At 33.3% G+C, this 23,700-nt stretch carries 15 protein-coding genes and 1 tRNA gene; 7 read left to right on the top strand and 9 right to left on the bottom strand.

Features of this window, described 5'->3' with window-relative positions; all coding sequences use genetic code 11:
- Positions 1-143: 143 nt before the first annotated feature.
- A complete protein-coding gene (locus ASM33_RS07835) occupies positions 144-3,650 on the top strand; it encodes a DEAD/DEAH box helicase family protein (RefSeq protein ID WP_110409660.1) in 3,507 nt (1,168 codons plus the stop codon).
- Between the two features lie 131 nt (positions 3,651-3,781).
- Positions 3,782-4,960 carry a multidrug effflux MFS transporter gene (locus tag ASM33_RS07830; RefSeq protein ID WP_110409661.1) on the top strand — a complete coding sequence of 393 codons (1,179 nt, stop codon included), beginning with the start codon at positions 3,782-3,784 and terminating at the stop codon, positions 4,958-4,960.
- Between the two features lie 239 nt (positions 4,961-5,199).
- Here the strand turns inward: ASM33_RS07830 and ASM33_RS07825 are convergent, their stop codons facing one another.
- Positions 5,200-5,676, bottom strand: coding sequence for a hypothetical protein (locus ASM33_RS07825; protein ID WP_110409662.1), 477 nt, complete (start codon positions 5,674-5,676; stop codon positions 5,200-5,202).
- A gap of 218 nt (positions 5,677-5,894) precedes the next feature.
- Here ASM33_RS07825 and ASM33_RS07820 point away from each other — a divergent pair, with 218 nt between their 5' ends.
- Together ASM33_RS07820 and ASM33_RS07815 are read left to right on the top strand one after the other, a co-directional pair.
- On the top strand, positions 5,895-7,493 hold the full coding sequence (locus ASM33_RS07820) for an ABC transporter permease (RefSeq protein ID WP_110409663.1): 1,599 nt from the start codon (positions 5,895-5,897) through the stop codon (positions 7,491-7,493).
- A 110-nt stretch (positions 7,494-7,603) separates the two neighbouring features.
- Entirely contained in the window at positions 7,604-8,365 is a 762-nt protein-coding gene (locus ASM33_RS07815) for an ABC transporter permease family protein (protein ID WP_110409664.1), read from the top strand.
- A 214-nt stretch (positions 8,366-8,579) separates the two neighbouring features.
- Here the strand turns inward: ASM33_RS07815 and ASM33_RS07810 are convergent, their stop codons facing one another.
- From ASM33_RS07810 to ASM33_RS07790, 5 genes are all read right to left on the bottom strand, one after another.
- Entirely contained in the window at positions 8,580-9,179 is a 600-nt protein-coding gene (locus ASM33_RS07810) for a hypothetical protein (RefSeq protein WP_110409665.1), read from the bottom strand.
- 217 nt (positions 9,180-9,396) lie between these two features.
- Positions 9,397-12,486 carry an FAD-dependent oxidoreductase gene (locus ASM33_RS07805; RefSeq protein ID WP_110409666.1) on the bottom strand — a complete coding sequence of 1,030 codons (3,090 nt, stop codon included), beginning with the start codon at positions 12,484-12,486 and terminating at the stop codon, positions 9,397-9,399.
- Between the two features lie 95 nt (positions 12,487-12,581).
- Positions 12,582-13,553 carry an RluA family pseudouridine synthase gene (locus tag ASM33_RS07800; protein WP_110409667.1) on the bottom strand — a complete coding sequence of 324 codons (972 nt, stop codon included), beginning with the start codon at positions 13,551-13,553 and terminating at the stop codon, positions 12,582-12,584.
- A complete protein-coding gene (locus ASM33_RS07795) occupies positions 13,541-15,529 on the bottom strand; it encodes a hypothetical protein (protein ID WP_110409668.1) in 1,989 nt (662 codons plus the stop codon). Before ASM33_RS07795 ends, ASM33_RS07800 begins: the two co-directional genes overlap by 13 nt.
- A 35-nt stretch (positions 15,530-15,564) precedes the next feature.
- Positions 15,565-17,811, bottom strand: coding sequence for a ComEC/Rec2 family competence protein (locus ASM33_RS07790; protein WP_237342915.1), 2,247 nt, complete (start codon positions 17,809-17,811; stop codon positions 15,565-15,567).
- A 61-nt stretch (positions 17,812-17,872) separates the two neighbouring features.
- Between ASM33_RS07790 and ASM33_RS07785 the strand changes: the two genes are divergently transcribed.
- Positions 17,873-17,949, top strand: a tRNA-Met gene (locus tag ASM33_RS07785).
- 308 nt (positions 17,950-18,257) lie between these two features.
- Here the strand turns inward: ASM33_RS07785 and hemE are convergent.
- Positions 18,258-19,256 carry a uroporphyrinogen decarboxylase gene (hemE, locus tag ASM33_RS07780; RefSeq protein ID WP_110409669.1) on the bottom strand — a complete coding sequence of 333 codons (999 nt, stop codon included), beginning with the start codon at positions 19,254-19,256 and terminating at the stop codon, positions 18,258-18,260.
- 421 nt (positions 19,257-19,677) lie between these two features.
- On the opposite strand from hemE, the gene ASM33_RS07775 reads away from it, so the two are divergent.
- Positions 19,678-20,502, top strand: coding sequence for a transporter associated domain-containing protein (locus ASM33_RS07775; RefSeq protein WP_110409670.1), 825 nt, complete (start codon positions 19,678-19,680; stop codon positions 20,500-20,502).
- Between the two features lie 84 nt (positions 20,503-20,586).
- On the opposite strand, the gene rsmA is transcribed toward ASM33_RS07775, so the two are convergent.
- Positions 20,587-21,378, bottom strand: a complete 792-nt coding sequence (gene rsmA, locus ASM33_RS07770; RefSeq protein WP_110409671.1) for a 16S rRNA (adenine(1518)-N(6)/adenine(1519)-N(6))-dimethyltransferase RsmA — start codon at positions 21,376-21,378, stop codon at positions 20,587-20,589.
- Positions 21,379-21,668: 290 nt separating this feature from the next.
- Positions 21,669-22,637, bottom strand: coding sequence for an IS110 family RNA-guided transposase (locus ASM33_RS07765; RefSeq protein ID WP_110409672.1), 969 nt, complete (start codon positions 22,635-22,637; stop codon positions 21,669-21,671).
- 463 nt (positions 22,638-23,100) lie between these two features.
- On the opposite strand from ASM33_RS07765, the gene purN reads away from it, so the two are divergent.
- On the top strand, positions 23,101-23,667 hold the full coding sequence (purN, locus tag ASM33_RS07760) for a phosphoribosylglycinamide formyltransferase (protein WP_110409673.1): 567 nt from the start codon (positions 23,101-23,103) through the stop codon (positions 23,665-23,667).
- The last annotated feature ends 33 nt before the right edge of the window (positions 23,668-23,700 follow it).

The following is a 23,700-nucleotide window of genomic DNA, read 5'->3' as shown; positions in this document are numbered from 1 at the left end:
TGTAGCAACGATGCGGCAAAAAATCTATACATTTATATCTACAGAATTTCTTAAGTACTGATAATTCATTAATCAAAATTGACAAATGTTAAAATATTAGCTATAATTACTATATATACTAATTGTACTAAGGAGATAGTGATATGACGAATAGACCAAACCCAACTCCACTAGAAGCTGCAAAAAATGTATACAATAGTTACTTGCTTCTACACAAACTTAACGAACTTAAAGTTAATGATGGAAAGTCATTCAATGATGTAATTTTAAAAGCAATAAATGAAAGCAAAGAACAAGTAGAATTTAAAGTAGAAGGTAAAAAATATCAAATTAAGATTACCAAAAAAGGCGTTCACTATAAACTGGAAGTTTTAGGTCAGCATACTAAACCAGAAGTTAAGGATGTACTGAGCTATACTGGTGAGGAAATCATAGGTCTATGGGCTAAAAGTGAAGTTTCTTTCGAGAAAGATACGAATAATGTGGCATTTGCTGTTGGTTTGCGCGATGAAGCTAGATTGCAAGATTTAAAAGTAGGTGGGCTAGGTAAAAAAGTTCCATTTAATTTGCGTTTTGCAAACTTTTATAAAGTTATAGAAATATTAGAAGACGAATCAAAGACATTAAAGGAAAGATTGAGGTTGGCAAATAATATAGCAACAGGTTCAGGGAAAACTGGTGATATAGCACTTTTAAAGCTTTGGGCTTATCTTACAGACACTCCGTGCATAACTATGGTTCCCGATCATTTGATAGATCAATCTAATAATTTTGATAAAGAATTTTTACCTGATGAAGTTGTAGTAAAATTCGCTAAATCTTTTACTGAGCAAAATACTAGATTTGCAACTACAACATTTACTGAAGCGTTAGAGAAGCAATGGAATCTGTTCAACAATACATATGGTAAAAATAACAATGAACCAGCATTATTCATTGTGGATGAACCTACAAAACTGAAGGCAAATGTCGTGCAAATGGTCCGTGCAATTTATATAGCACTCTATAATCTTATTGCTATTTTTAGTGCTACACCAAATGCATTCTTGAGTAAAGAATTTCAGATACCAGAACAAAACCAAATTTTACTTTCTCCAAAAGAAAGAACAGCACTTAGAATTGGGAAGATACCTATATTTTATGTTGCTAATGGAATATATTCTATGTGTCACAATAATACTCACTCAAGAGGATATGTTGGACCAGAAGAGCAGTACATTCAAAAATATGAAAATACACACACAAATCTAGATGGTTCTAAAAAGAACAATCAAGATCTCAAAAAAAGTATAAATGCAGCACAAGATAATCAAGAAAAATCACAATTATTCTTGAGATTCATTGACAAAACTTTAGATAGTAAGGCCTACAAGGTAACACTAATCGCTTCTGAAAAAAAATATCATAATAGAGATGATTATATTACAAACATTGTTGAAGCGATAACTGGCACTAAGAGACTTAATGATGTTTTAACTAAAGATAATCTAGAGTTGGAGCGTAGAGGATCAGAGCGTAAAGAATCATTTTTTACTTCCATAAGGAAATTAAATACTGGACTAAGTGATGAAGAAATCAAATCTTTTATTGAAGAAAACTTAGACACCAGAGTTGGTGGAGAATTACTTGCATCAACAAAACTCCGTAACATAATTGATATTTTTAATGAGTACAGGAAGAGTGGTAAAGCATTTAATAAAAATGAAATAAGTGAGTTTATCGAAAACAAGTATGGTATTACTAATACTAGTAGTACTAATTTCAAATCAGAATTAACAGACATTATATGGGAATTAGGTGATATTTATAGAAATAACCCTAAACTTCAAGAAAATTTTGATCGTAACTATAGAGGAGATAAAAAGCTTCATGATAATATTTTTTCAAAATCAAAAAGGGATACAATCAAAAAGTTTTGTGAAAAAGATGTCATTATTTCTTATTTTGATAGAAAATTCAGACGTTTTAATGCTGAAGGGATAGAAACTATAGAAAATTTATCTAAAGATGATAAAGACAATGTACTGAACTTTGTTAAAGCAGGCTTTGTACCAAAAATTATTTCTAAAGAACTTGCAATGGGAATTGATGCTCCAATTGATTACGGTGTGTTACTTGCGCCAGAGCCCTCTGAAATACTGAGTCCAGATTTTTGGCTACAGTTTACAGGAAGAGTTGGAAGGGATCCAAATAGAAAAGGTAAGTGCTACGTTGATTTTTACATAGCAGAACAAGAGTATGTTAATTTGAAATATAAAAAAGAACTATCTAATGTACAAAAACAATATAACCCTAAGTATGGTAGAATAACTTCAGCATACCCAGATAGCATACCTAAAGAATATAGAGATTTTCCAATTGTACCAACAAAGTTAACTATATCTGGTGCAGACTATAGACTTGTAGATAAAAAATATATGCACTATGAAACTCCAATGTATTTAAACCTTGAGAACATCAGTACATTATCAGGAAAAGGTTTTTTTGATGCAATGGAAAGAGGGAATGAAAAATATTATAATGATGAAATCAATATTTATTCCATATATGCGTCATTAATGAGTGAAAATATTCATAGCACTTTCAGACAATTTTTGCGTAAAGATGGTGCTGTACTTACAAATGAAGATGGTAATTTGTGTTACCATGATAAGGATTCTACAAAACGGCCAATTTCTTCAAAAGTTTTCTATGATTCAATCTTTCAATCTATAAAAGATACGCTAAGTGTAATAAATACTCATTTTAATTATGACAAGGAAAGAGTATTGAAAGTTTTTTACAACGCATTATTGATGCAAGAATGTCACAAATTTGTAGACATTACACATAACGATATCATAGAAGATAAATATTTTCACTCTTCAAAACATTATCTTCCACAACTACCCTTACAAAGTATAATGGCATTCATTTATCAAGAGCTAGCAAGCGCCATGAAAAATGAAATGGCGGTAAAAGGTAGCAATGCAATTCCAAAATACTCCGATGATATGTCATTAGAAGATTGGGCACATTACATAGTGCATACAAAACCTATGAGCTTTGAGAATCTAGTTAAAGCCGACCCTAACTCAAATGCTCCAATTTTCATGGAACAAAAAGAAAGATCTCAGCGAAAGAATGTTTCTGTGCATAATGCAAGTGCGAAACTATCTAACACAACTGGCTCTTCAGTTCCAGCAAAAGCTCCAGATGCTAAAGCTAGCACTGGTGGCCAACAAAAAGTTGGTTTTGCTAACACTATACAAAATAAACCAACACATCAAGTTAGTGAACCTTTCATGACTGGTCCAACAGTTTCATTAGAGGATCCTTCTACTACAAATGAGTCACCACAACAAACTAGCACAAAGAAAAAAGTGATGTATGGTTTTATGGCAGTTTCTCCATTTTTAGCAGTAGGAATTTATACAGCAATCGTTTTTCTAGGATCTACTGGTTTAGCTTTTAATCCTGCTGTAGCTGCTAGCATATTTATCGGGGTTGCATTAGCTGCTATTGCATTATTTGGAATAATAAAAGTATGCGAAAAAGTAAGTAGAGAGAAGCAAGAAAATCCAGATATTGATACATGTACTACAATTGAAGATATTGGGACTCCTGAAAATTTGACTGATAAAACTCAAGATTGTCCAGTTGGAGCTTGATAGTTCGAAAGAAGCTTATTTGTCAGTCAAATTAGTATACTAGTGAAAAAAATACATTATAATTAAACCTCTTTGATCAAGTAAATCATTAAGTGGCAATAGCGCTTTCACAAAATATTATCTCTCTTATCATGATACTATCTGTTGCAGTTGTTGATATGGCTACTGATTTGTATTCAGTGGCATTACCAAATATTGCAAGTTATTTTAACGTGGAAGGTAGCATAGCACAGCTTACAATTAGTTTTAATTTGGTAGGGCTTGCAATATCAGGATTAATCTATGGGCCATTATCAGACCATTATGGTAGGCGCCCAATAATGTTAGTCGGTATGACAATTTTTACTTTAGCAAGCATAATATGCTACTTAGCTGATAATATTGTATTTTTTATATTCATTCGCTTCATACAAGGAATGGGAGCTGGCGTTGCAGGCGTTGTAGGATATGCAGCAATAAGAGATATGTATTCAGGTAGCGACTACTCAAGAGTAATTTCAAAATTGAATATGGTTGTAGCGCTTTCACCTGGAATAGCACCAGTAATAGGGAGTTATGCAATATCACATGGGTATAGTTGGAATTTTCTGTTCCTTATTATGTCATTAACAGCAATCATTATGCTAGGTCTGATTTACTTCAAATTACAAGAAACATTAATTGTAAATAAAAATAAAACTAGTATCAGCCTTGTGATTACTAATATTTTCAAGCAATATATTCAAATCTCTAGAAATTACCGTTTTCTTGGATTCTCCGCTATTCACGGGTTAACTTTTATGTGGCTTTGGGCATACATTGCTAACTATCCGTTCATATTTGAATCTATGGGTGTTGAAGTGCAATATTTTGGGTATCTCATATCAATTATCGTTATATTTTATATAATTGGAACTCTCATTAACAGAAGATATGTACCGAAAATAGGAATTAGTAAGATGTTGATAATAGGTTTGGTGTTGCCAATAATATCCGATAGTTTAGTTCTGTATTTTTATTTCATAAATAAATTAAATGTGTTCACTCTTCAAGCTGCATGGATTCCAAGCAATATCGGTCTTGCATTAATAATAAGCAACAACGTCACCTCTGCTTTAGAAACGATTAAAAATATAGGGCTTGGTAGCGCTGTCATTTCATTTTGCAACATGGCATTTGGAGCTATCGGAATCTACATAGTAGGAAAATTTTTTCACTATGGTATTTTGTCAAATCTACTCTTGACAATTTCATGTTCTATCATTGCAATCCTCATATACAGCTTGCTCAAATACAATGAGGTATCCATTCAGGTGAATGGAAAAAAGTGAGTAGACAAGATATGTTAAAAAAATAATAGATCTTGGTCTACTTACTAAGACTACATATGTATAGCTAAGATAAATAAGGTTTACCTAATAGAATCAGTAATATTTAAACAATTTTTGAAAACAAGCAGTTGTCATTCCAGCGCGTGACGCTGGAATCCAGGAATTTCCTTTAAACTGGATCCTAGACCCAAATCATAGGATGACAAAAAAATGATAAACCTTACCTATTTTAGCTATATCTATAATAGATCAAAATCTGGTGCTAAAGGTTCATTATATGTTCCACAACCTTCCTGATCACAAGAGTGATAAGGTGGTACGTGATATTCATGTGCACTTGCAGAACATTCACTGAGTAATTCTTTACCATCACCTGTAAGAGTAAAGTTATCTATTTTAACCATGGTATTAATATTCTTACCAGTAAGAACGAATTTTCCATTTTCAAATTCTATAAAAAAATCTTTTATACCATAATCGCCAGGCCAACCTTCAATTCGTAGATATTCATCAGTTGTATCCCAGAAAAATCCAGGAGAAACTTCCTCAATATATTTCATATGAGTCTGGTCAACTTCAGCAATTACAGTACCCTTATCATCAGTTATACGCAAATGATAGCGATATTCTGTAGTGTTCAGATTTCCACCATCACCAGAAGAACTAGATCCCAATTGTTCCCCCTTTTCAAATTTATATCCTTTGCATTTATTCATACATATTCCTATGTTTATTAATTAGTAGTAATATAATGTGTTTTTAACATAAATCAATGATAAATTGACTATTTTTATTAAAAATTTGACTCCAACATGAATTAAAAAGTAACACATAAAACCAATAAGATAGCATGCATTTGGACAATGATTCTGAATTACTGGATATCTTCAGTGTTTACATATAACATTTTGATATTAACTATAGAGTTCAATTAATGTTTTTAAGAATATTTAAAAATGTATTCTTATTTTTAGTAAGTATATTATTCGTCTGCCCAATATTATCGTTAATATCGATTTTATTTACAGATACAGCAAACTCTGATTGGGTAATCAGTACGCTTTTTCCTGAATATATACTGAATACGTTAATTTTGATGATAGGAGTGGGTGGAATATCGTTTGTGTTTGGAGTAATTCCAGCTTGGCTTACCACATTTTTTTCATTTCCTGGTCGCAGAATTTTTGAGATTGCTTTATTTTTTCCTATCTCGATTCCAGGATATATAATATCATTCGTTTATGTAAATACTCTTGAGTTTTCAGGTCCAGTGCAAAGCTCTTTAAGAGAATTTTTTCAATGGAGCAAAGGTGATTATTGGTTTCCGGAAATAAAGTCCCTAAGTGGTGGAATACTAGTAATGGGCTTTAGTTTATACCCATACGTTTACATATTAGTTCGCTCAAATCTTAAGAATGTTAGCAACTCCGTTACGATTGCATCGACACTTGGGTTTTCATCATTGCGCAGTTTGTTTTCTGTCATAATACCATCTATACGCCCGTCAATTATAGCCGGATTGTCATTAGTTCTCATGGAGGTAATCACGGATTTTGGCACACCACAGTTTCTTGCTATAGATACTTTTACAACAGGAATATACCGTACGTGGTTTTTACTGCATGACAAATATTTAACTACTATTTTGGCAGTTGGGGAATTGGTTTTCGTCGTAATGCTAATATCCCTTGAAAAAAGCCTGCAAAAAAAAGGAATATCCTATTCATCAATCAATACCAATTCAGACTATCACAGTAAACGTAATATAAATGGCACTATACCATTAATCTTTACTTACATTATGTGTATATTACCAATACTCATAGGTTTTATCCTGCCAATTATTCCGCTGATATATTGGAGCGTAGAAAAGGGATTTTTCATATACGATACAAGATTCTATAATATAATAGCAAATAGCGTGAGTTTATCATTTATCACTGCGTTGATCTCTATTAGCATTGCAATAGTAATTGGATACACAGCACGTAAAAATAAAATAATCAGAAACATAGCACGCATCATTTCTCTTGGCTATGCAATTCCAAATGCAATCATTGCCATCAGCATAATAATATTTTTAAGCAAAATATCCTCCTTCGTTACCCAGCATGTTGTAGAAATTAGTTTGGTGGGGACTATAGGTGCCTTAGTTTATTCATATTTATTTCGTTTTTTTGCGATATCATTTAAGGCAGTAGAATCAGGCCTCAAAAAAACACCGAATGAAATTGAATGGACTGCATATACTATGGGTCATGGCCCTATTTCCACATGCCTGAATATTCATATCCCTCTCATCAAGAAAAGCATTCTATCAGGATTCTTGCTTGTATTTATTGATACCATAAAGGAGCTCACAGCAACATTAATCATAAGGCCATTTAATTTTGAAACTATATCAACAAGAATATATGAGCTTGTAAGTGATGAGCGTTACAGAGAAGCAGCACCGTTTTCACTAATAATAGTTGCAATAGGTTTGATTTCCACAATCGTGCTCTTTAAACTTGATGACGAGAGCAAAAAGTAAATTTCTTTTTTAAGTATTGATCTATTTATCATATTACCTAAAAATTTAATTGAAGTATTAAATTATATATCTTATATTAAAATATTAACAATTAGCTTTAAGTTGAAAATATGGGATATAGTCAGTTAACAGAAAAACAGAAAGAGTTATATAAAGAGTTACATGCTGCAATAGATAAAAATGAAGATGTTAGTGATATATTAAAATTAGAAAACAGTAGAAATATGAGCTCTATTCTTGTTGGTTATAATGGTCGTAGAAGTCTGCTATTTTATGCTTGTCTTGCTAAAAATAAGCATAACGCTAATAAAATAATAGATTTTGCAAAACAAGAGAATATTCTTGAGAGCTTGCTTGAAAAGCGCTTGGGTGATGATCTCGCAAAAGAATTATCTGGAAAAGATGGTGATAAGTATACATATATTAATAAAACTATTATTTCCGCGATAAATCAAGAACAAAAAATACGCAGAGCAGATTCATGTGTGATGTTTACACTAACTTTATGTGTTTTGGTAGGAGGAGTAGGGCTCATTATTAGTGGAATAATAAGTAAAATTGACCCACGTTCGGAAATTGGGTTAATTGTACTTGTTTGTAGCGCCTGTATAATTGTGAGTAGTATGCTTCTAGGATGTGTTTTTGCTCTTATTGCTGGTTATATTGAAGAAAAACTAAAACCTTCTGTTGAAGGAGTTCGCAAAGCACTCACAGATGAGCAAAACTTGCAACCACAAAACGCTCCTTCTACTGAGGAACAAAAGGTTCAAAAAGGTAAGCATGATGAAAACACACAGCAATCACCAGAGAGTGGTATGCCAGAAATAGTTGGCGTTGAGATAGTGGCAAATGTTCTTACCCAGGAAACTTAAACACCTGAGAGATGATAGGTTATATATATGCTACCAGCCTGGTGAGAAGCTAAAGCTTTCTAATTTTATTATTATTTAAAAAATAGTTACCTAACAGACCAATTCTTCATATTCAATTCATACATGCAATCAATAAGGTTAAATTATTATATATAAGCATTAAAAAATGTTTATATATAATTTAGAAATCAAAACTCAAGACTACATGCCAGCATTAAAAATTATAACGTATCCCAATTTCCGTGATTCCTTCTATAACTGACATATCAAAGCGTCCACCTGTGGTAAAACCAAGCGCAAAAATTATCTGCGGAGTGAATGCATAATCAACACCGAACTCCAGTTTATATGGAACATGACTCAATATCTTTCTTGCTAGAGAGTCAGATGGTTCATTGTTCGCATTAGTATGTTCATCTTGTGTCGATTGTGCAGTACTGTCGCTTTTATTTATGTGAAGATAGTGAAAATATCCCCCTAAACCTCCACTAAAGTACATAGTAACAGGATCAATATCTAAGAAATCAGGATAATAACGGTAGTTTATCAAAAAACGAGCTCTTATATTCTCCAATGTGTGAATATCACTGTTAATCTCAAGTTCAAGTTTAGAGTTTTTTCGATCATTATAACCAATAAGAAAGCTAGGACGAACACTCAAGCCACCATTGTATTTATCATCAACGTATCCACCTCTAACGTATCCTCCACCAACGTTTAAACCTACATAGTATTTATTTTCTGAATCAGCTGAATCAACGGCACCTGCTAAAGATGAAGTAAATAATGCAGCTAAAGTGAAGAATTTCTTCATTTTTATGTAACTCCCTATATAAAAAATATATATAATGTATAAATATACATGTTTTATATTAAAAATAACATAACTATTAAGTTAGATTATATAAAATTTATCATTAGGCAAATGATTTTTCACAAGAAACATTGTTCGTATATTAGCGCCCAGGCTGTGGTACATGATAAGTTACGAGTAAATATTAACCGATCTAATTAAATAATTAACTTTATTGTTAATTGGTATTGGTAGGGCTGCCAGTTGGGCCCATAAGAATTATTTGCTCGCCTTCTTTTAGATATTTACATAAATTACTGGAACCACCAGTTTCGAGCACAATAGTGGAGATTATTCCTTTTTCTTTATCTACTTCAGTACCTGTTACAGCTATACCTTCCATAGCAAAACTTGTACTATTAGCTTTCTCACCGTTAACTTCAAAGTTTTGTAATCTAAAGAATTGTCCAGGCTGGAAATTCCTCGCTGCAAGTGGCGCTTTAATCACTATTTCTACCACTTTATTGGTTAAATACTGAACCTTTATGACTTTTGCAGTAAATTGCTCTTTTATTTTGTTGAAAAACTCTTCGTTAATTTGGACCGGCGTCATCCGAGTAGCTGACACTGGGATCTGCACATTTTTTTCCTCCTGGATCCCAGTATCAAGTACTGGGATGACATGGAAAGGTCGATTAACCTCACTTAAGAGCTGAGAAATAATAGGATAACCATTCTTGACACTTGCCATAGCTTTCACAACACTGCCACTATATGAAGGATGTAAGTCACCAAAAAAGCTGATTGCTTTGTTGCCTTGCTTGTATACTAATATTCTATCTTTATCCTCCATTTTAGGGGAGAAAATTTGATCTACTTCCTTTCCTGACGAATCCAAATGAGTAAAATATCCTTTATTCAATTTAAAATGTTCCTTATCTTCAGTTGCAATAACAGTATTTGGCTCAGTACCTGCTGCTATGAAAATAGAACGTGCTTTTATACATTTTACTTCACCGGATTTATTGCCTGCTAGCTTCAATGATTCAGTGTGATTATATTTATCTGTCAGGATTTCAACTGGTTCTAAATTTTCGATAAAGTGAATTCCTTCTGATAACGCATTTTGCACCTCTTCACTATTTAATCGATAACTTGGAGAATCTTTCAACTCTTTTCTATATATAACTTTTACTCCCCCCCAGTTTTGCATTAACTCTAATATTTTCGGTTCTTCCCCACTTTCTTTTGCAATCTTGTACTCTTCTCTAATTAATTTAGCATGTGATATAAACTCATTTGCAATCTCGCGCTCTTCATCTGTCCAATCTTTTTCAACATAATTCTTTCCGTGTTTATCTACCAGTATTGCGTACCGATAAAGAAATTTTTCTACTTGCATTGGGTAATACGCTAAAGCTTCAGTAGCAGTGTCAATTGCAGTAAGTCCTGCTCCTATTACAACTACTGGCATGCGGACTTGCAGGTTTGCTATGGAATCAAATTTAAGAGCACCTGTCAGCTGCAGTGACATCAAAAAGTCAGATGCCATACGCACTCCACGAGCTAGCATGTTCTTTATTTTTATCGTTTTAGGTTTGCCAGAGCCAAGCGCCAAGGCGATGTGATCAAAGCCTAAATTGAAGCTACCTTTCGCGGTAATTGTGCTACCAAAACGAATTCCTCCATAAAGTGCAAAATTTTTACGTCTTTCTAGCAATAATCTGATAATTTTTAAGTAATTCTTGTCCCATCTAGATGTAATTCCATATTCTGCCACTCCACCAAATCCACCAGCCGTGCGTTCACTTAATTTCTCATACTGAAAGTTTTTAATCGGCTGAAAATCGTCAATTAAAGGCTCAATTTTTAGTCCATCAATCGCAACAACATTATGTCCGTCACTTAATAAATGATGAGCCAAATTAAAGCCTGCAGGGCCTTGCCCCACAATTAGAACATTTTTTCCAGTATTTTCTTTTGGCAATGGACGCTGAAAATTTAAAGGATTCCAACGGCTAAGCAGAGAATATATTTCAAATCCATACGGTAAGCTGAGCACGTCATCCAAAGTTCTTGTTTCAATCATTGGTACATTCACAGGCTCCTGCTTTTGATATATGCACGAATTCATGCAATCATTGCATATCCTATGCCCTGTTGCTGCACATAAGGGGTTATCTATCATCACGATTGCAAGGCTTGCTATGCTGTACCCCTCACTTTTCACCATATTCATTTCTGATATTTTCTGCTCTAGTGGGCAGCCGTGTAGTTCAACGTTAAGTGGGGATTTTTTGAAAATATTGTCATTATTCAATGTACTCCTTGCGCATCCATCTGTTATTTCAGTATACCCACCTGTCATCTGAGTACATTCCTTTGTCATCCCAGCACACCCAGTTGTCATCCCAGTGCTTGACACTGGGATCCATTCTTTTTCTCTAGATTCCAGCGTCACGCGCTGGAATGACACCGACTTGTCTAATAATCCTTTTGAACAACTATCCTTGTTTTGTTTATGACAGAATATGCAGTAGTGAGCGTTATCTAGTGCTTTTTCCAAACTAGGTTTTTCACTTGTTAGATCAAAACCATAACGTCTTTTTATTTCATTTGAACACAGTACTTCTATACCATTCACTTCTTTTTTAGAAAGTGGTATTAGGTTTTCGTGGTCAATTTTTTTGTGTGTACTAAACAGTATTGATGTCATTTTTTGTTTCTGGATCCCAGTGTCAAGCACTGGGATGACAGAGAGATTTTCATTTTTAACTCTCCACGCTGCATATTGCGCTGCAAGTTCTACTTCCTCTTTGTGATTCTCTTTGTCCTCAAACCAATGTATAACCTGCTTGGCAAAGTTTTGTTCAGTTATTGGCAAAGTAAGAAAATGACTCAGTTTATTAGTAACATAATCAATATCTATGCTTGCCACATCAGCATATTTCTTCAATGCATAGCGCTGAACAAATAACCTTTTGCATTTATACACTGCAGCAAAGTCATTATGTTTTTTCTTTAGCTCCTCTATTTCTTTTTCGATGTTGAAAAGTTTTGCAATAAACTCATCAAGTAAATATGAGAGGTCTATTATTAACTGGCTATCTGTCATCTGACTGGATTCCAGTGTCACGCACCGGGATGACACTTTGGATAAGATCTGGGATGACAGAGAAGAGGGAGCTGCCTTTTCCCTTTTCTCAATTAACGAATAAAATAAATCTTCATCACATGATTTAATGTAATTCAAAAATATTTCGTCTAATTTTATTAACCCGTCACGGGCATATAGATCCAAAAATGAGCTGTTAAAATTTAGTTGCATTATAGCATTATACAATAGATCTTATATGTTGAAATCATGTTCTTACAAATTAAAATAAGGATCACAAACGAAGAGGAAAATCTTACCTTGGTTAGCTATATATTTTCACACTCGCTGATTAAAATTTCAATATCTTGTGGTAAATCAGAATTAAACTCTATGTATTCTTTACTTTTTGGATGGTATAATCCCAGTTTATAAGCATGCAGTGCTTGCCTATTGAAATTACGAATGAAACTAGAATTTTTAGTATATTTCATACTTTTACTACTATTTTTACCATAAACTTGATCACCAACTATAGAATGCCCTATGTGGCTCATATGTACTCGAATTTGGTGTGTCCTACCTGTCTCTAAAACACATTTTACCAGACTTGCTGGCCCTATAATCTTTTGTACAAAATAATGAGTGATCGCTGATTTACCTATGGTTTTTGTTACACACATCATTTCTTTATTATTACGCTTTGGAGCAATGTTAGTTTTTATAGTCCCATGCTGAGTAGATAATACTCCCCACACTACTGCTAAATATTCCCGCTTTATTTCACGATTTGCAAGTAATGTTGATAAAAAACTATGGGAATCCTCATTTTTTGCAATCACCATCAATCCGCTAGTATCTTTATCAAGTCTATGAACAATTCCTGGCCTTGCATGGTCATATGGAACTTTTCCAAGATGTGCAATAACTGCATTCAAAAGTGTATCATTGCTTGTTCCGTTACCTGGATGAACTGTTAGTCCACTTTGTTTATTCAGTACTATGATATCTTCGTCTTCATGAATTATATCAAGTTTTATATCGTGATTAGACTCAATTGAGATAGGACTGCTAGGTAAAAGAAGATGTACAGTGTACTCCTCACCTGGTTTTACTACGTGATTGTTGTTAATTATTGGGTAATCAAGTAGTCTTACTTGCTTGTTCTGTATCAATTTTTGAGCCTTGCTCCGTGATATATTACACTTTTCAGCTATATAGCTATCTAATCTTAATTTTTCTTCATTATTATCAACTATTAAGGTTGTTACTGAATGATCTATAGTAACTACCCTGCACACGGCACTGCAACTGCAAATCCCGCTTGAATATTTGAATCTACAAAAAATGTAGTATTAGGTTGAACTTGAAGGTTACCTTGTCTATCAATATAACAAGTTGTCTCAGAACCATCTTTCCAGTGAATTATTATTTTATTATCAAAATTTCTCAGCGTTGTACCAATTTTGCCGTGCTCACTCTCTCCTTCCAGTTTTATAGATTTTAACACATACTTAAAAAACTCTCTTGGTTCGCCATAAATTTTTTCTCTCCATTCTTTTTGTTTAGGAAGTTCTTTGAGTCCATTTTCTAATCCTTCCTGTTGCTCCGCTAATTCGTCACTTTCTTTTTGTAATTTCAAACGTTTAACTTCTCTACGTTGCTCTTTTACTTGTGTTTCTAGTGGATCAGCAGCATTTTCACTTTCAAAACTAACGCCACTATCACGGCTACTACCGGATCCATTTTTCCTTATCAACTCTTGCAATGTTGTAAGTTCTGTTCGTACTGGCCCAAGTTTAGCTTGGATGATATCATTTATTTCTTTATTTACTTCTGCTCTATCTTTTTCACTCCAAGTTTGACACTCAGAAAAAACATCTTCCGTAGAATTCTCTAAAGAATCGTCACTATCACTACCTATAGTAGTACCGGACTGTTCATTACTTGCAGCATGATTATTATTACCTTCAGCAGTACTAGACTGTCTATTATTTCCAGTAGGAGAAAGTGCAAAAAGCCAACTTCCAACTCCCCTAGGCTGAATTTGATTAAGCTTTGCTGCTAATTCATCTCTTAATTCTTTTAACGACACATCTATACTGTTACTAATATCTTTCAAACATTGAGTTATTTCTTTATTAGCATTTTTCTTAACCTCCTCTACATCTTTTTTTATTTTTATCTCTAAATTATCAAGTAAAATCTTTATATTTTTTCCCATGCCATCAAGCGTTTTTTCAATATTAGCATCTGCAGAGTTTAAAAACTTATCAATCGATGTTTTACTTTCATTTAAGAATTTATCAAGTGACGCAATCATTTTACTACTAAAATCAGTCAACTTCTCTCTAAACAAGTTAATAATCTCGCCTGTGAAATTAGTTAAATGCTTATCAAGTAATCTTTCCAATCGAGATAATGGATCAGTTTTTTCTTGATCTTCTGCCTTTTTTTCCATTACTGATATAATTTTATCTCCTGTAAATGGAACAAAAATATTGACAATAGGATAAGGATTTGGATTATCAAATTTCAATATGGTATTGTGTTTATTATTTGTCTCATTATTCCTTAATTTATTTAATGTTACCCATATACCAGCAATAACAATAGCACTTATTACTACAATGATAACCCATTCTTCCCAACCTAAAACATTAGCAAAGCTAAATCCACTTTGCACAAGTGCACCAATTATAATCGCTCCACCAATTATATATGGTATAGTGAGAAGAATAATCTTATTTCTATTCTCTTGTTCTTGATTTTTTAATATTCCACTTTGCTCTTCAGAAATTGGTAAAACTATTGAAAAATTTTCTTTTTTATGACCTATAAGGCTTAAATCTGGAATAATCTCTATTCTTAATGCGCTTTCAGCAATCTCGCTTATTTCACCTGGTTTTCCACCTCTGATTTTTACATCTATTGAACTTTCTTCCTTTATCTCCTTCTTATTCATATACTTCATAAAAAGGGAGGCTAATAAAATGGATCCAAAAATAACACAAACAAGAGCATAAACCGACATTAGCTTTGGATTAAGAATAGCTGTAATAAAGTCTAAGTTATTAGGTGTTATTATTGCTGCCGCAATATAAGCTGCAGAAAACTGAATCCAAGAATTTACAGCTAATGTAGGTATAGTATTATTTACAGAATACCTTCTCAAAAAACGCCATGCTGCAGTAAATAAACCAACAGCATCATCTATCTTGCCTACATTATGATTTACATAAAATTTAAAAGGATCTCCTTGAGTACCTGCATGCATAAACTTTCTCGCATTTGAATTTAATTAATTATATATTAATAACGGCGTAAAGTCAAACTTTTTAACTTATGCCAAGGCCTATTAGAGCGGACTCTTTTAATATTTATGTTACTATTTGTTAACCAAATTGAGTGTGTACCGTACCATTCTAGATCAGCATATTTGATAATAGGTCTTTTACATAACCATTGTTTTAGTGAAAGATCATCCCCCATGCTCGGTGTCATTCCAGCGCGTGACGCTGGAATCCATCTATTTTTTTTCTGGATCCCAGTGTCAAGCACTGGGATGACAGGGAAAAGCGCTGAAATGACAGGAGATAGTTTTGAAATTACAAAGGGTTTTTCAAGAGGTACACTATAATTTGGATAGTCGAATTCACTTAACTGAATTATTAGGTCAACATTATTACAATTTTGCGAGATATCTTCTGCTTTATAAGCAAGCAGCACTAACTTATTATTCCCATTATTATATATGCATCCATAATCACCGCAGTTTAGTCTTTTGTCTGAATTGTTATATTTTGTATGACTCAAAATTTGGTCCTGTCCGTTTTGCTTTGCCCATGTTTTTACGACAAAATTCCTATTTTTTCTTGTAAGAGAATAGAGTAGGTTGTCACTCTCTTTCACAGCACTATTATCGCTACTTATTAAAATATCAGGAGTTTTATATGTAGCACTAAAACAAATACCAAACGCAATCAAGAGAATTCCGAAAAAGCGCCAATTTCTTTCCCACAAGCACAGCCATAACAATCCCAAGGTTATTATAATAATTGATGCAGCAGGAAAAGTTTGAATAGGTAGCACCAAATATTTAAGATCAGCTATTAAGTTTGTTATATGCAAAACACCATCAATTGGACGTTCTATAATAGGCACTATAACCCACTGAATATTTAGCGGAATGAGAAAAACATAAATTATTCCAAGCGGAATAATGATTAATGTTACTATTGGTATAGCAACTAGATTCGTAATAATACCACTAATCGAAAAATAGTTGAAGTTGTATATTGTATATGGCACAGTTGCCAAACTTGCTATTATTGAGCTGATAATAATTGATACAAAATATCTTATCACTTTTATCTTGAATAATTTATTAGCATTAATTTGGTAACTAGAAATTAGTGCGAGCACAGCAGAAAATGACATCTGAAAACCAGGCTTTAAAATTGCTTCTGGTTCTACTGCTAGTATCACTGAAGCAGCAAATGCAATTGCAATTAAACCTCGATATTTCCTCTCTATCATTGTTGCAGTGAGCACTAAAATTACCATAATATACGCACGCTGAGCAGAAATTTGCATTCCTGTGATTAGCAAATAAAATGTGGTGGGAAAAATTGTGAGAAATGCCGATATCTTTTTAGTATTATACTTAAGGGTTAAAGTTTCAGATATTGCAAAGAGATTACGAAATACAAGAAAAAATAGACCAGCAACAAATGATAAATGTAAACCAGATATAGCAAACAAATGTGCAATACCTGAATCACGTATTGCATCCATAGTTTTTTGGTCTATTCCATCTTTTTTGCCAATTAGTAATGCAGAGGTTATATCCGCGTGTGGTTTTTTACTATTTTGTTGTAGATTTTCATAAATATACTGACGGAAAGATTCTATATATTCCTGAAATTTTCTGCTCTCAGCTTTTTTATGCAAAATAATTTTACTCGTTGCAAAACCTGTAGCACTTATTTTTTGATAATAAGCTATCCTTGCAAAATCGTATGCGTATTCAGAAGGTGCGATTTTTAGTGGAAAAAGCTTTGCTGACAACGCTACTTGATCACCTATTTTAATATCCTTTTCTACTTCAGTCCTCACAGATATTCTGATGTTATCCAATTTTACACTCGTGTTTTGTATTTCATAAAGCAGAAGTTGTTTATACAGACCCTTATCATTTATATCCTTTACGGTAGCAGTAATATCCTTCACATATCTTTCTTTATGAAGGGTTTTAGTATCTACTAAAGCTGTTCTTAATTTACCTGCTGTAAACCCTATTAGCACTGCTATTAAAGCAATAGATAGTATTGCATACTTTCGATGCAATACTGCAATCAAGGTTAATAGAGGCAGAGATAATAGGAAAGTTGATATAACAGAAATGAAGCTAGGCTCAAAGCTTAAAGAAAAGTAGATTAAAATCCCTGTACATTGAAAAATAGGAAACCATAATATCAAATTATATTTTTCATTTTGTATATTATTTCGTGCATAATTAATTATCACACTAAAAAAAGCCAATAAATATGCGTACATATTGGTATTTTGTCCTTGTGTTTTAACACAATTATAAATATAATAACTTAACAGACAACGACGCGGGGTGGAGCAGCTCGGTAGCTCGTCAGGCTCATAACCTGAAGGTCGTAGGTTCAAATCCTACCCCCGCAACCAGTTGATCTATGTCACATAAAATTCACATTTTGGTAATATTCTGCAGACCATCCCACTGCTGTATTTATGCATTTATAATAACACAAATCATAAATAAAAAAACAATAGACTTCTTGCAAAACCACCTGTCATCCAAATGCTCGTTTCTCGTCATTCCAGTGCTACGACACTGCAACCTAGAGTTAACTAAGAATGATTTACCAATTAATAACATCGTCATCTCACTGCTTGTTAGCGGGATCTATGATGAGATACCGCGAATAAATCGCGGCATGATGTTTGGAAGTCTTACTTATGTAAGCTATACATCAGTAGCTCTTTACCAGATCCACCAACGCAGCGATATTTTCAACTGGAGTGTCAGGAAGCACACCATGACCAAGATTAAATATGAAAGGCAAATCTCTAAAGCAATTCATTATACGCTTTGCCTCTTCAAGTGCTTCTTTCTTGTTATAAGCTAAAAGGTTAGGGTTAAGATTGCCCTGCAGAGGGATTTTTAGATGTTCCTTTGCCCACTCTACTGAAACGTCATAATCTATACTTACCGCAGATACACCTGTTTGTTCGCAGTAATCTTTGTAAAGTTTTCCAGCAGATCTTGGAAAACCTATTATTGGAAAATCATGAAACTTAGCCCTTATTGCTGAAACAATTTTTTTTGTTGGTTCTATAACATAATCTTTGAATAATGGCTCTGATAACGCACCAGCATTACTATCAAATAGCTGAATTATATCTGCACCAAACTCTATCTGTTTTATCAAGTAAGCAATCGTTGCTTCTGTAATGATTTCAATTACTTTCTTTAAATCTGATGTTGAAAAATTTAGCACTTTAGAAAAAGTTTTACTGCTTCCACCTTCTATAATGTAGGATGCCACTGTCCATGGTCCTCCAGCAAATCCTATAAGAGACTTTTCTTTTGGCAGTTGATTTCTGACCTTTTTTATAGCGTTTAAAATTGGCAGGGTTTTAGTTTCAATTTCTTGCGGGATTTTTAATTCTTTAGAACTCTCTATAGATTTTATTATTGGACCCACACCGCGTATAAAGTTTACATCACAACCTAAAACATCAGCTATGATTAGAATATCTGAAAAAATTATCGCCGCATCCATATCAAATCTTTTTATTGGTTGCAACGTTAATTCTGTTATCAAATCTGTGTTGTAGCACATTTCTATGAAATCTTTCATGTTTTCCACTGCTTTGCGGTATTCAGGAAGAGACCTGCCAGCCTGACGCATCAGCCAAATTGGTGTTTTTTTGCCCGGCCTACATTCTTTAATAATTTTGACTATCACTTTTTTGTTATTTTGAAATCTATTTAATCTATTCTTTTATATATCTAAAGTATAGTAGTAATAGTAGTTCCATCAATAACTTGTTATTAACTTAAAATTTGATTAAAATATGCGTGAATTGGTTTGTGAATAAATATGTTAGTAACTTTCATATACTATTGATTTTCTCTTGTAATTTATGTGTATAAGTAAAATGTTTAGTATGTTAGTTATTTTTTGTTATGGAAAGTAATTAGCTATTATAAATTGTTATATAATTATGTATATGTCGGTGAAAAGATTGTGGAGCAATTGTGAGTATCTTATATCAACAGATAATTCACAAATTAATTTGACATTATTCACACACTTATTAAACATTTAATAACAGTTTTTTTGATAAACCTGATCTGAAAGTATTTTTGTCATTACAGGAAGTAATTTGAGTAAAAAAAAGTCTTTAATGGAGAAAATAGCATGTAGAGTTTTTCTGATGCTTTTTAAAAAATTTCCTTTGTTGAAAAGATGTGCAACTGAAGCCTTAATGAAGGATTTGCCAGATCTTAACATATTTAACAGCCTACTGAAATTTCATGATTGCGGTATAATTGATATAATGACTCCGCGTACAGAAATATGTGCAGTTGATATTGAATCAAGCGAACATGAGATAATAAAGAAGGTGAAAAATACCTGCCATACTAAAATACCAATTTATAAAAATAATTTTGATAACGTAATAGGATTTTTTTATGTAAAAGATATTATTTTTGGTGAGGGTAAAAGTTTTAACCTGAAGAGCATTATACAAAGTGTAATATTTGTGCCGCCATCGATGAGGACTACTAATCTTTTTATAAGAATGAAATCTTCTAAGTCATATTTAGCTATTGTGCTGGATGAATATGGTGGAACTGATGGTTTAATTTCGATGACTGACCTTATAGAAGAAATAATACCAAATGTTGATAGTGAAAACGAAACAAATTCGGAATATACCATTACTAAATTGCCTCAAAATAAATTTGAAGTGTCAGCAAGGGCTCTTATAAAGGATATAGAGGAGGATCTAAAAATAGAATTACGAAGCCCTGAAGAAGACTATGCTACTCTTGGCGGTTTAATTCTTTCTATTGCTGGTAAAGTGCCTTCTATAGATGAGGTTATTAAATATAAAAACGGTGTAAAATTTATAATCAAAGATGCAAATGAACGTTACATTAATAAAATAATATTAGATTTAAGTGATTATAAAAGCTCAGTTTAGCTTTTTTATTAATCTTATATATCCAAAACAAGTAGGATTTACCATTTTTTCTATCATCCTAATGAATTAGTTGACCTTTACATGTTAGTAATACATGAAGTTTGCCAACAAACAAAATTGTTCAACTGTTAAATTTTCTGGGCGTTCATTCCCACTTAATTTAGCCTTTTCAAGGATTGCTTCAGTGTTATTTGTTATGCTTTGCAAGCTATTTCTTAGCATCTTTCGTCTCTGAGCAAAAACAGTGCGTGTTAATTTGGTTAAAGTGTCTAAATTTACTTGGAACCTCTGAGCAGGTAAAGGATTTACTGTAATCACAGAGGAGTGCACTTTTGGTTCTGGGAAAAATTCTTTAGGTTCAAGGTCAAATCCTTTTTTCATATCGCATAATAGCTGACTTAGTACTGATATGGACCCATAATCTTTAGAATTAGGTTTTGCTGTAATGCGATCTGCCACCTCTTTCTGGAACATTAATGTTAAACTCGTAAAAAATTTTATTTTGTTTAACCACTTTAAGAATAATGCTACTGAGATATTGTAAGGCAAGTTGGCAATAACTTTGGCCGGACTCTCTATTAACTCTTCTTCTATAACATGAAGCGCATCTGCCTCAATAATTCTATACTTTTCTTGATGCTTATTCATCAATTGATCGTGATGTTTCACTAAATTGCTATCCTTTTCTATAGATAGTAAAGACTTTGGATTACGTGCCAATATTTCACTTGTTAATGCACCATATCCAGGCCCAACTTCAATAATATTAAAATTTTCCAAATTACCAGCCAAATCAACTATTTTTTTTGTTATCTCACTTGATAAAAGAAAATTTTGTCCTAGGCTCTTTTTCGGTTTTAATAAAAATTTTTTCATATTTTTAATTATGCAGTATTTTGAGGTTGAGGATACATGAGAGTAATTTAGTGTAACTAATATAAATAAGGTTTACCATTTTTCTGTCATCCTATGACTTGGGTCTAGGATCCAGTGTAAAAAAATCCCTGGATCCCAGTGGGCTTTGTTGCATAGCTCAAAAATACTACACGCCTTTGTCATTCTAGCGCGTGACGCTAGAATCTATTTGTATATATTCAATGCTAATAACGTATTATATGCAACCTTCGCTTGCTAGATCCCAGATACTGTCTTTGATGTCAAACAAATTATCCAACTAAATTACAATTAAATGGTTGATTGTTTTTAAGAATACCAAAAAAGACATGCATTAATTTTCTCATTAACGCAAGGACTATGACTTTTGGGCATTTACCTTTACTTGCTAGACGCTGACAAAATTTTTGAAAATGATTATTATGGTTTTTGACTACTATAGCTGGCATATAAAGGGCTTTTCGGACGCGCTCAGATCCTATTTTACATATGCAACTTCTCTTACTTACAGACGATCCAGATTCATAATGTCCTGGATTTAGACCAGCAAAAGCTGTAAATTGCTTAGCATTGTCAAAATTATCAACCGCTGGCATTTCTGCAATAACAGCAACAGCAGTAAGATGTCCTATACCTTTTATAGTCTTGAGGTTTTCTACCATATTTTTTAGATGTGGATAGTGATTTATATGCTCATTAATTTCTGTTTCGAGAACAATAATTTGCTCCTCTATTGCCAAAATTACCTTAGATATAGCTTCTTTGCAGCTGGAATGCATATTTTCATTTTCCAAGCGGTTCATCTGTTGCAATTTATCATTTTTTAGCGATTGCATACAACGGTAAAGATCTCTTAAATGCCTCATTTCAGGTGCAATTGGTTTCCAAAGAGCAGGTTTATTAGCGATACAAAATCTAGCTATCATAGCTGCATCTGATTTATCTGTTTTATTTCTGAGCAGCTCATTTTTGCCAAAAGCCTTGATTTGAGCCGGGTTTACTATACTAACATTATGCCCTAAATCGTGCATAAAAGTAGCCAAATCTTCCCCATACCAGCTAGTTGCCTCAAGACACAGATGAATAAGATTTGCTCCATGGCCATTGCACCAAACCACAAGCTTTGCAAAGCCATCCTGATTATTTTGAAAGACTTTGTGTCGTTTTTTATTGTCCATCAGCAAACAAACATCAAATTTCTTTTTTGAAATATCCACACCCAAAATAGCATTTACTTGCATAAAATTACCTCCAAGACTATAAATAAACTGAGAGTTTAGACTAACCTTGTAATACGGGATATAATTCCAAAGATACTGTTCAGTCTTTTAACTCTATGGGAGGGGAGCAAAATCTGGAATTCGGCCTTATTGGCGTTAGTGTCAAGTCGGCTTCACCCTTCCTGCGTGGTATTTTAGCTCTAATGCCTCACATCATAAAGATACAAGTGTCACGCACTGGGATGACAAGAAAATGGCTACTTGGATGACAGGATGAGGAGCATTCGGATGATACCAATAGTTGATACTTAACACAAGACCTATCGCTTTACGGGATGTTCGTACAGTTGTGGAAGAAATTGCGGTATGAAGTCGGGAAAGCTTATCTGTGTTAGCTATATCATTGTCTTGAATAATATTATTCAAATTGAGTTGTTTTGTTAGTATTAACTCTTAAAATAAATTCTAAATTAACTGTGCTATAATGAAAAAGATTAAACTAGGAATACTAATTTCAGGTAGAGGATCAAACATGCAAGCATTAATTGAGGCGTGTAAAGGTCAAGATTTTCCCGCAAAAATTGCATGCGTTGTAACAAATAACAGTGAAGCGGCTGGTTTAAAATTAGCAAAACAAGCTGGCATTTCAGCATTTGTTGTTAAAGATAGGCCACTTGATGCCGATAAAATTCACGAAATACTCACTGAGCATAAGGTTGATTTAATTTGCCTTGCAGGGTTCATGAGAATTTTAAAAGCTGATTTCTTAAGTAAGTGGAATAATAAGATCATAAACATCCACCCTTCTTTGCTTCCGTCTTTTCAAGGACTAAACGCTCAAGAGCAAGCTCTAAAAGCAGGGGTGAAAATTACAGGTTGTACTGTACATTACGTCATTCCTGAAGTTGATGCTGGCACTATAATTAGCCAAACTGCTGTGCAAGTGCTGCCCGATGATGATATTCATAGCCTCTCAGAGCGTATTCTAACTGAAGAGCATAAGTGTTATATCGAAGCAGTAAGGTTAATAGCAAAAGGTATGACTCAATAGACCTCGTGCATAGCCCTATTTCTGAAGGCAATT

The sequence above is a fragment of the Wolbachia endosymbiont of Folsomia candida genome, assembly GCF_001931755.2.
Lineage (GTDB): Bacteria > Pseudomonadota > Alphaproteobacteria > Rickettsiales > Anaplasmataceae > Wolbachia.
Note: the sequence above shows the minus strand (reverse complement) of the source record. Positions and strands in the feature narration are given on the sequence as shown.

Coding starts and splice junctions, on each gene's coding strand:
- ASM33_RS07765 (WP_110409672.1), bottom strand. CDS start 22,637: ATGCAAGTAAATGCTATTTTGGGTGTGGATATTTCAAAAAAGAAATTT.
- ASM33_RS07820 (WP_110409663.1), top strand. CDS start 5,895: ATGTTTTTAAGAATATTTAAAAATGTATTCTTATTTTTAGTAAGTATA.
- ASM33_RS07795 (WP_110409668.1), bottom strand. CDS start 15,529: ATGCATGCAGGTACTCAAGGAGATCCTTTTAAATTTTATGTAAATCAT.
- ASM33_RS07830 (WP_110409661.1), top strand. CDS start 3,782: ATGATACTATCTGTTGCAGTTGTTGATATGGCTACTGATTTGTATTCA.
- ASM33_RS07805 (WP_110409666.1), bottom strand. CDS start 12,486: ATGCAACTAAATTTTAACAGCTCATTTTTGGATCTATATGCCCGTGAC.
- ASM33_RS07825 (WP_110409662.1), bottom strand. CDS start 5,676: ATGAATAAATGCAAAGGATATAAATTTGAAAAGGGGGAACAATTGGGA.
- ASM33_RS07790 (WP_237342915.1), bottom strand. CDS start 17,811: ATGTACGCATATTTATTGGCTTTTTTTAGTGTGATAATTAATTATGCA.
- ASM33_RS07810 (WP_110409665.1), bottom strand. CDS start 9,179: ATGAAGAAATTCTTCACTTTAGCTGCATTATTTACTTCATCTTTAGCA.
- rsmA (WP_110409671.1), bottom strand. CDS start 21,378: ATGAAAAAATTTTTATTAAAACCGAAAAAGAGCCTAGGACAAAATTTT.
- ASM33_RS07835 (WP_110409660.1), top strand. CDS start 144: ATGACGAATAGACCAAACCCAACTCCACTAGAAGCTGCAAAAAATGTA.
- purN (WP_110409673.1), top strand. CDS start 23,101: ATGAAAAAGATTAAACTAGGAATACTAATTTCAGGTAGAGGATCAAAC.
- ASM33_RS07815 (WP_110409664.1), top strand. CDS start 7,604: ATGGGATATAGTCAGTTAACAGAAAAACAGAAAGAGTTATATAAAGAG.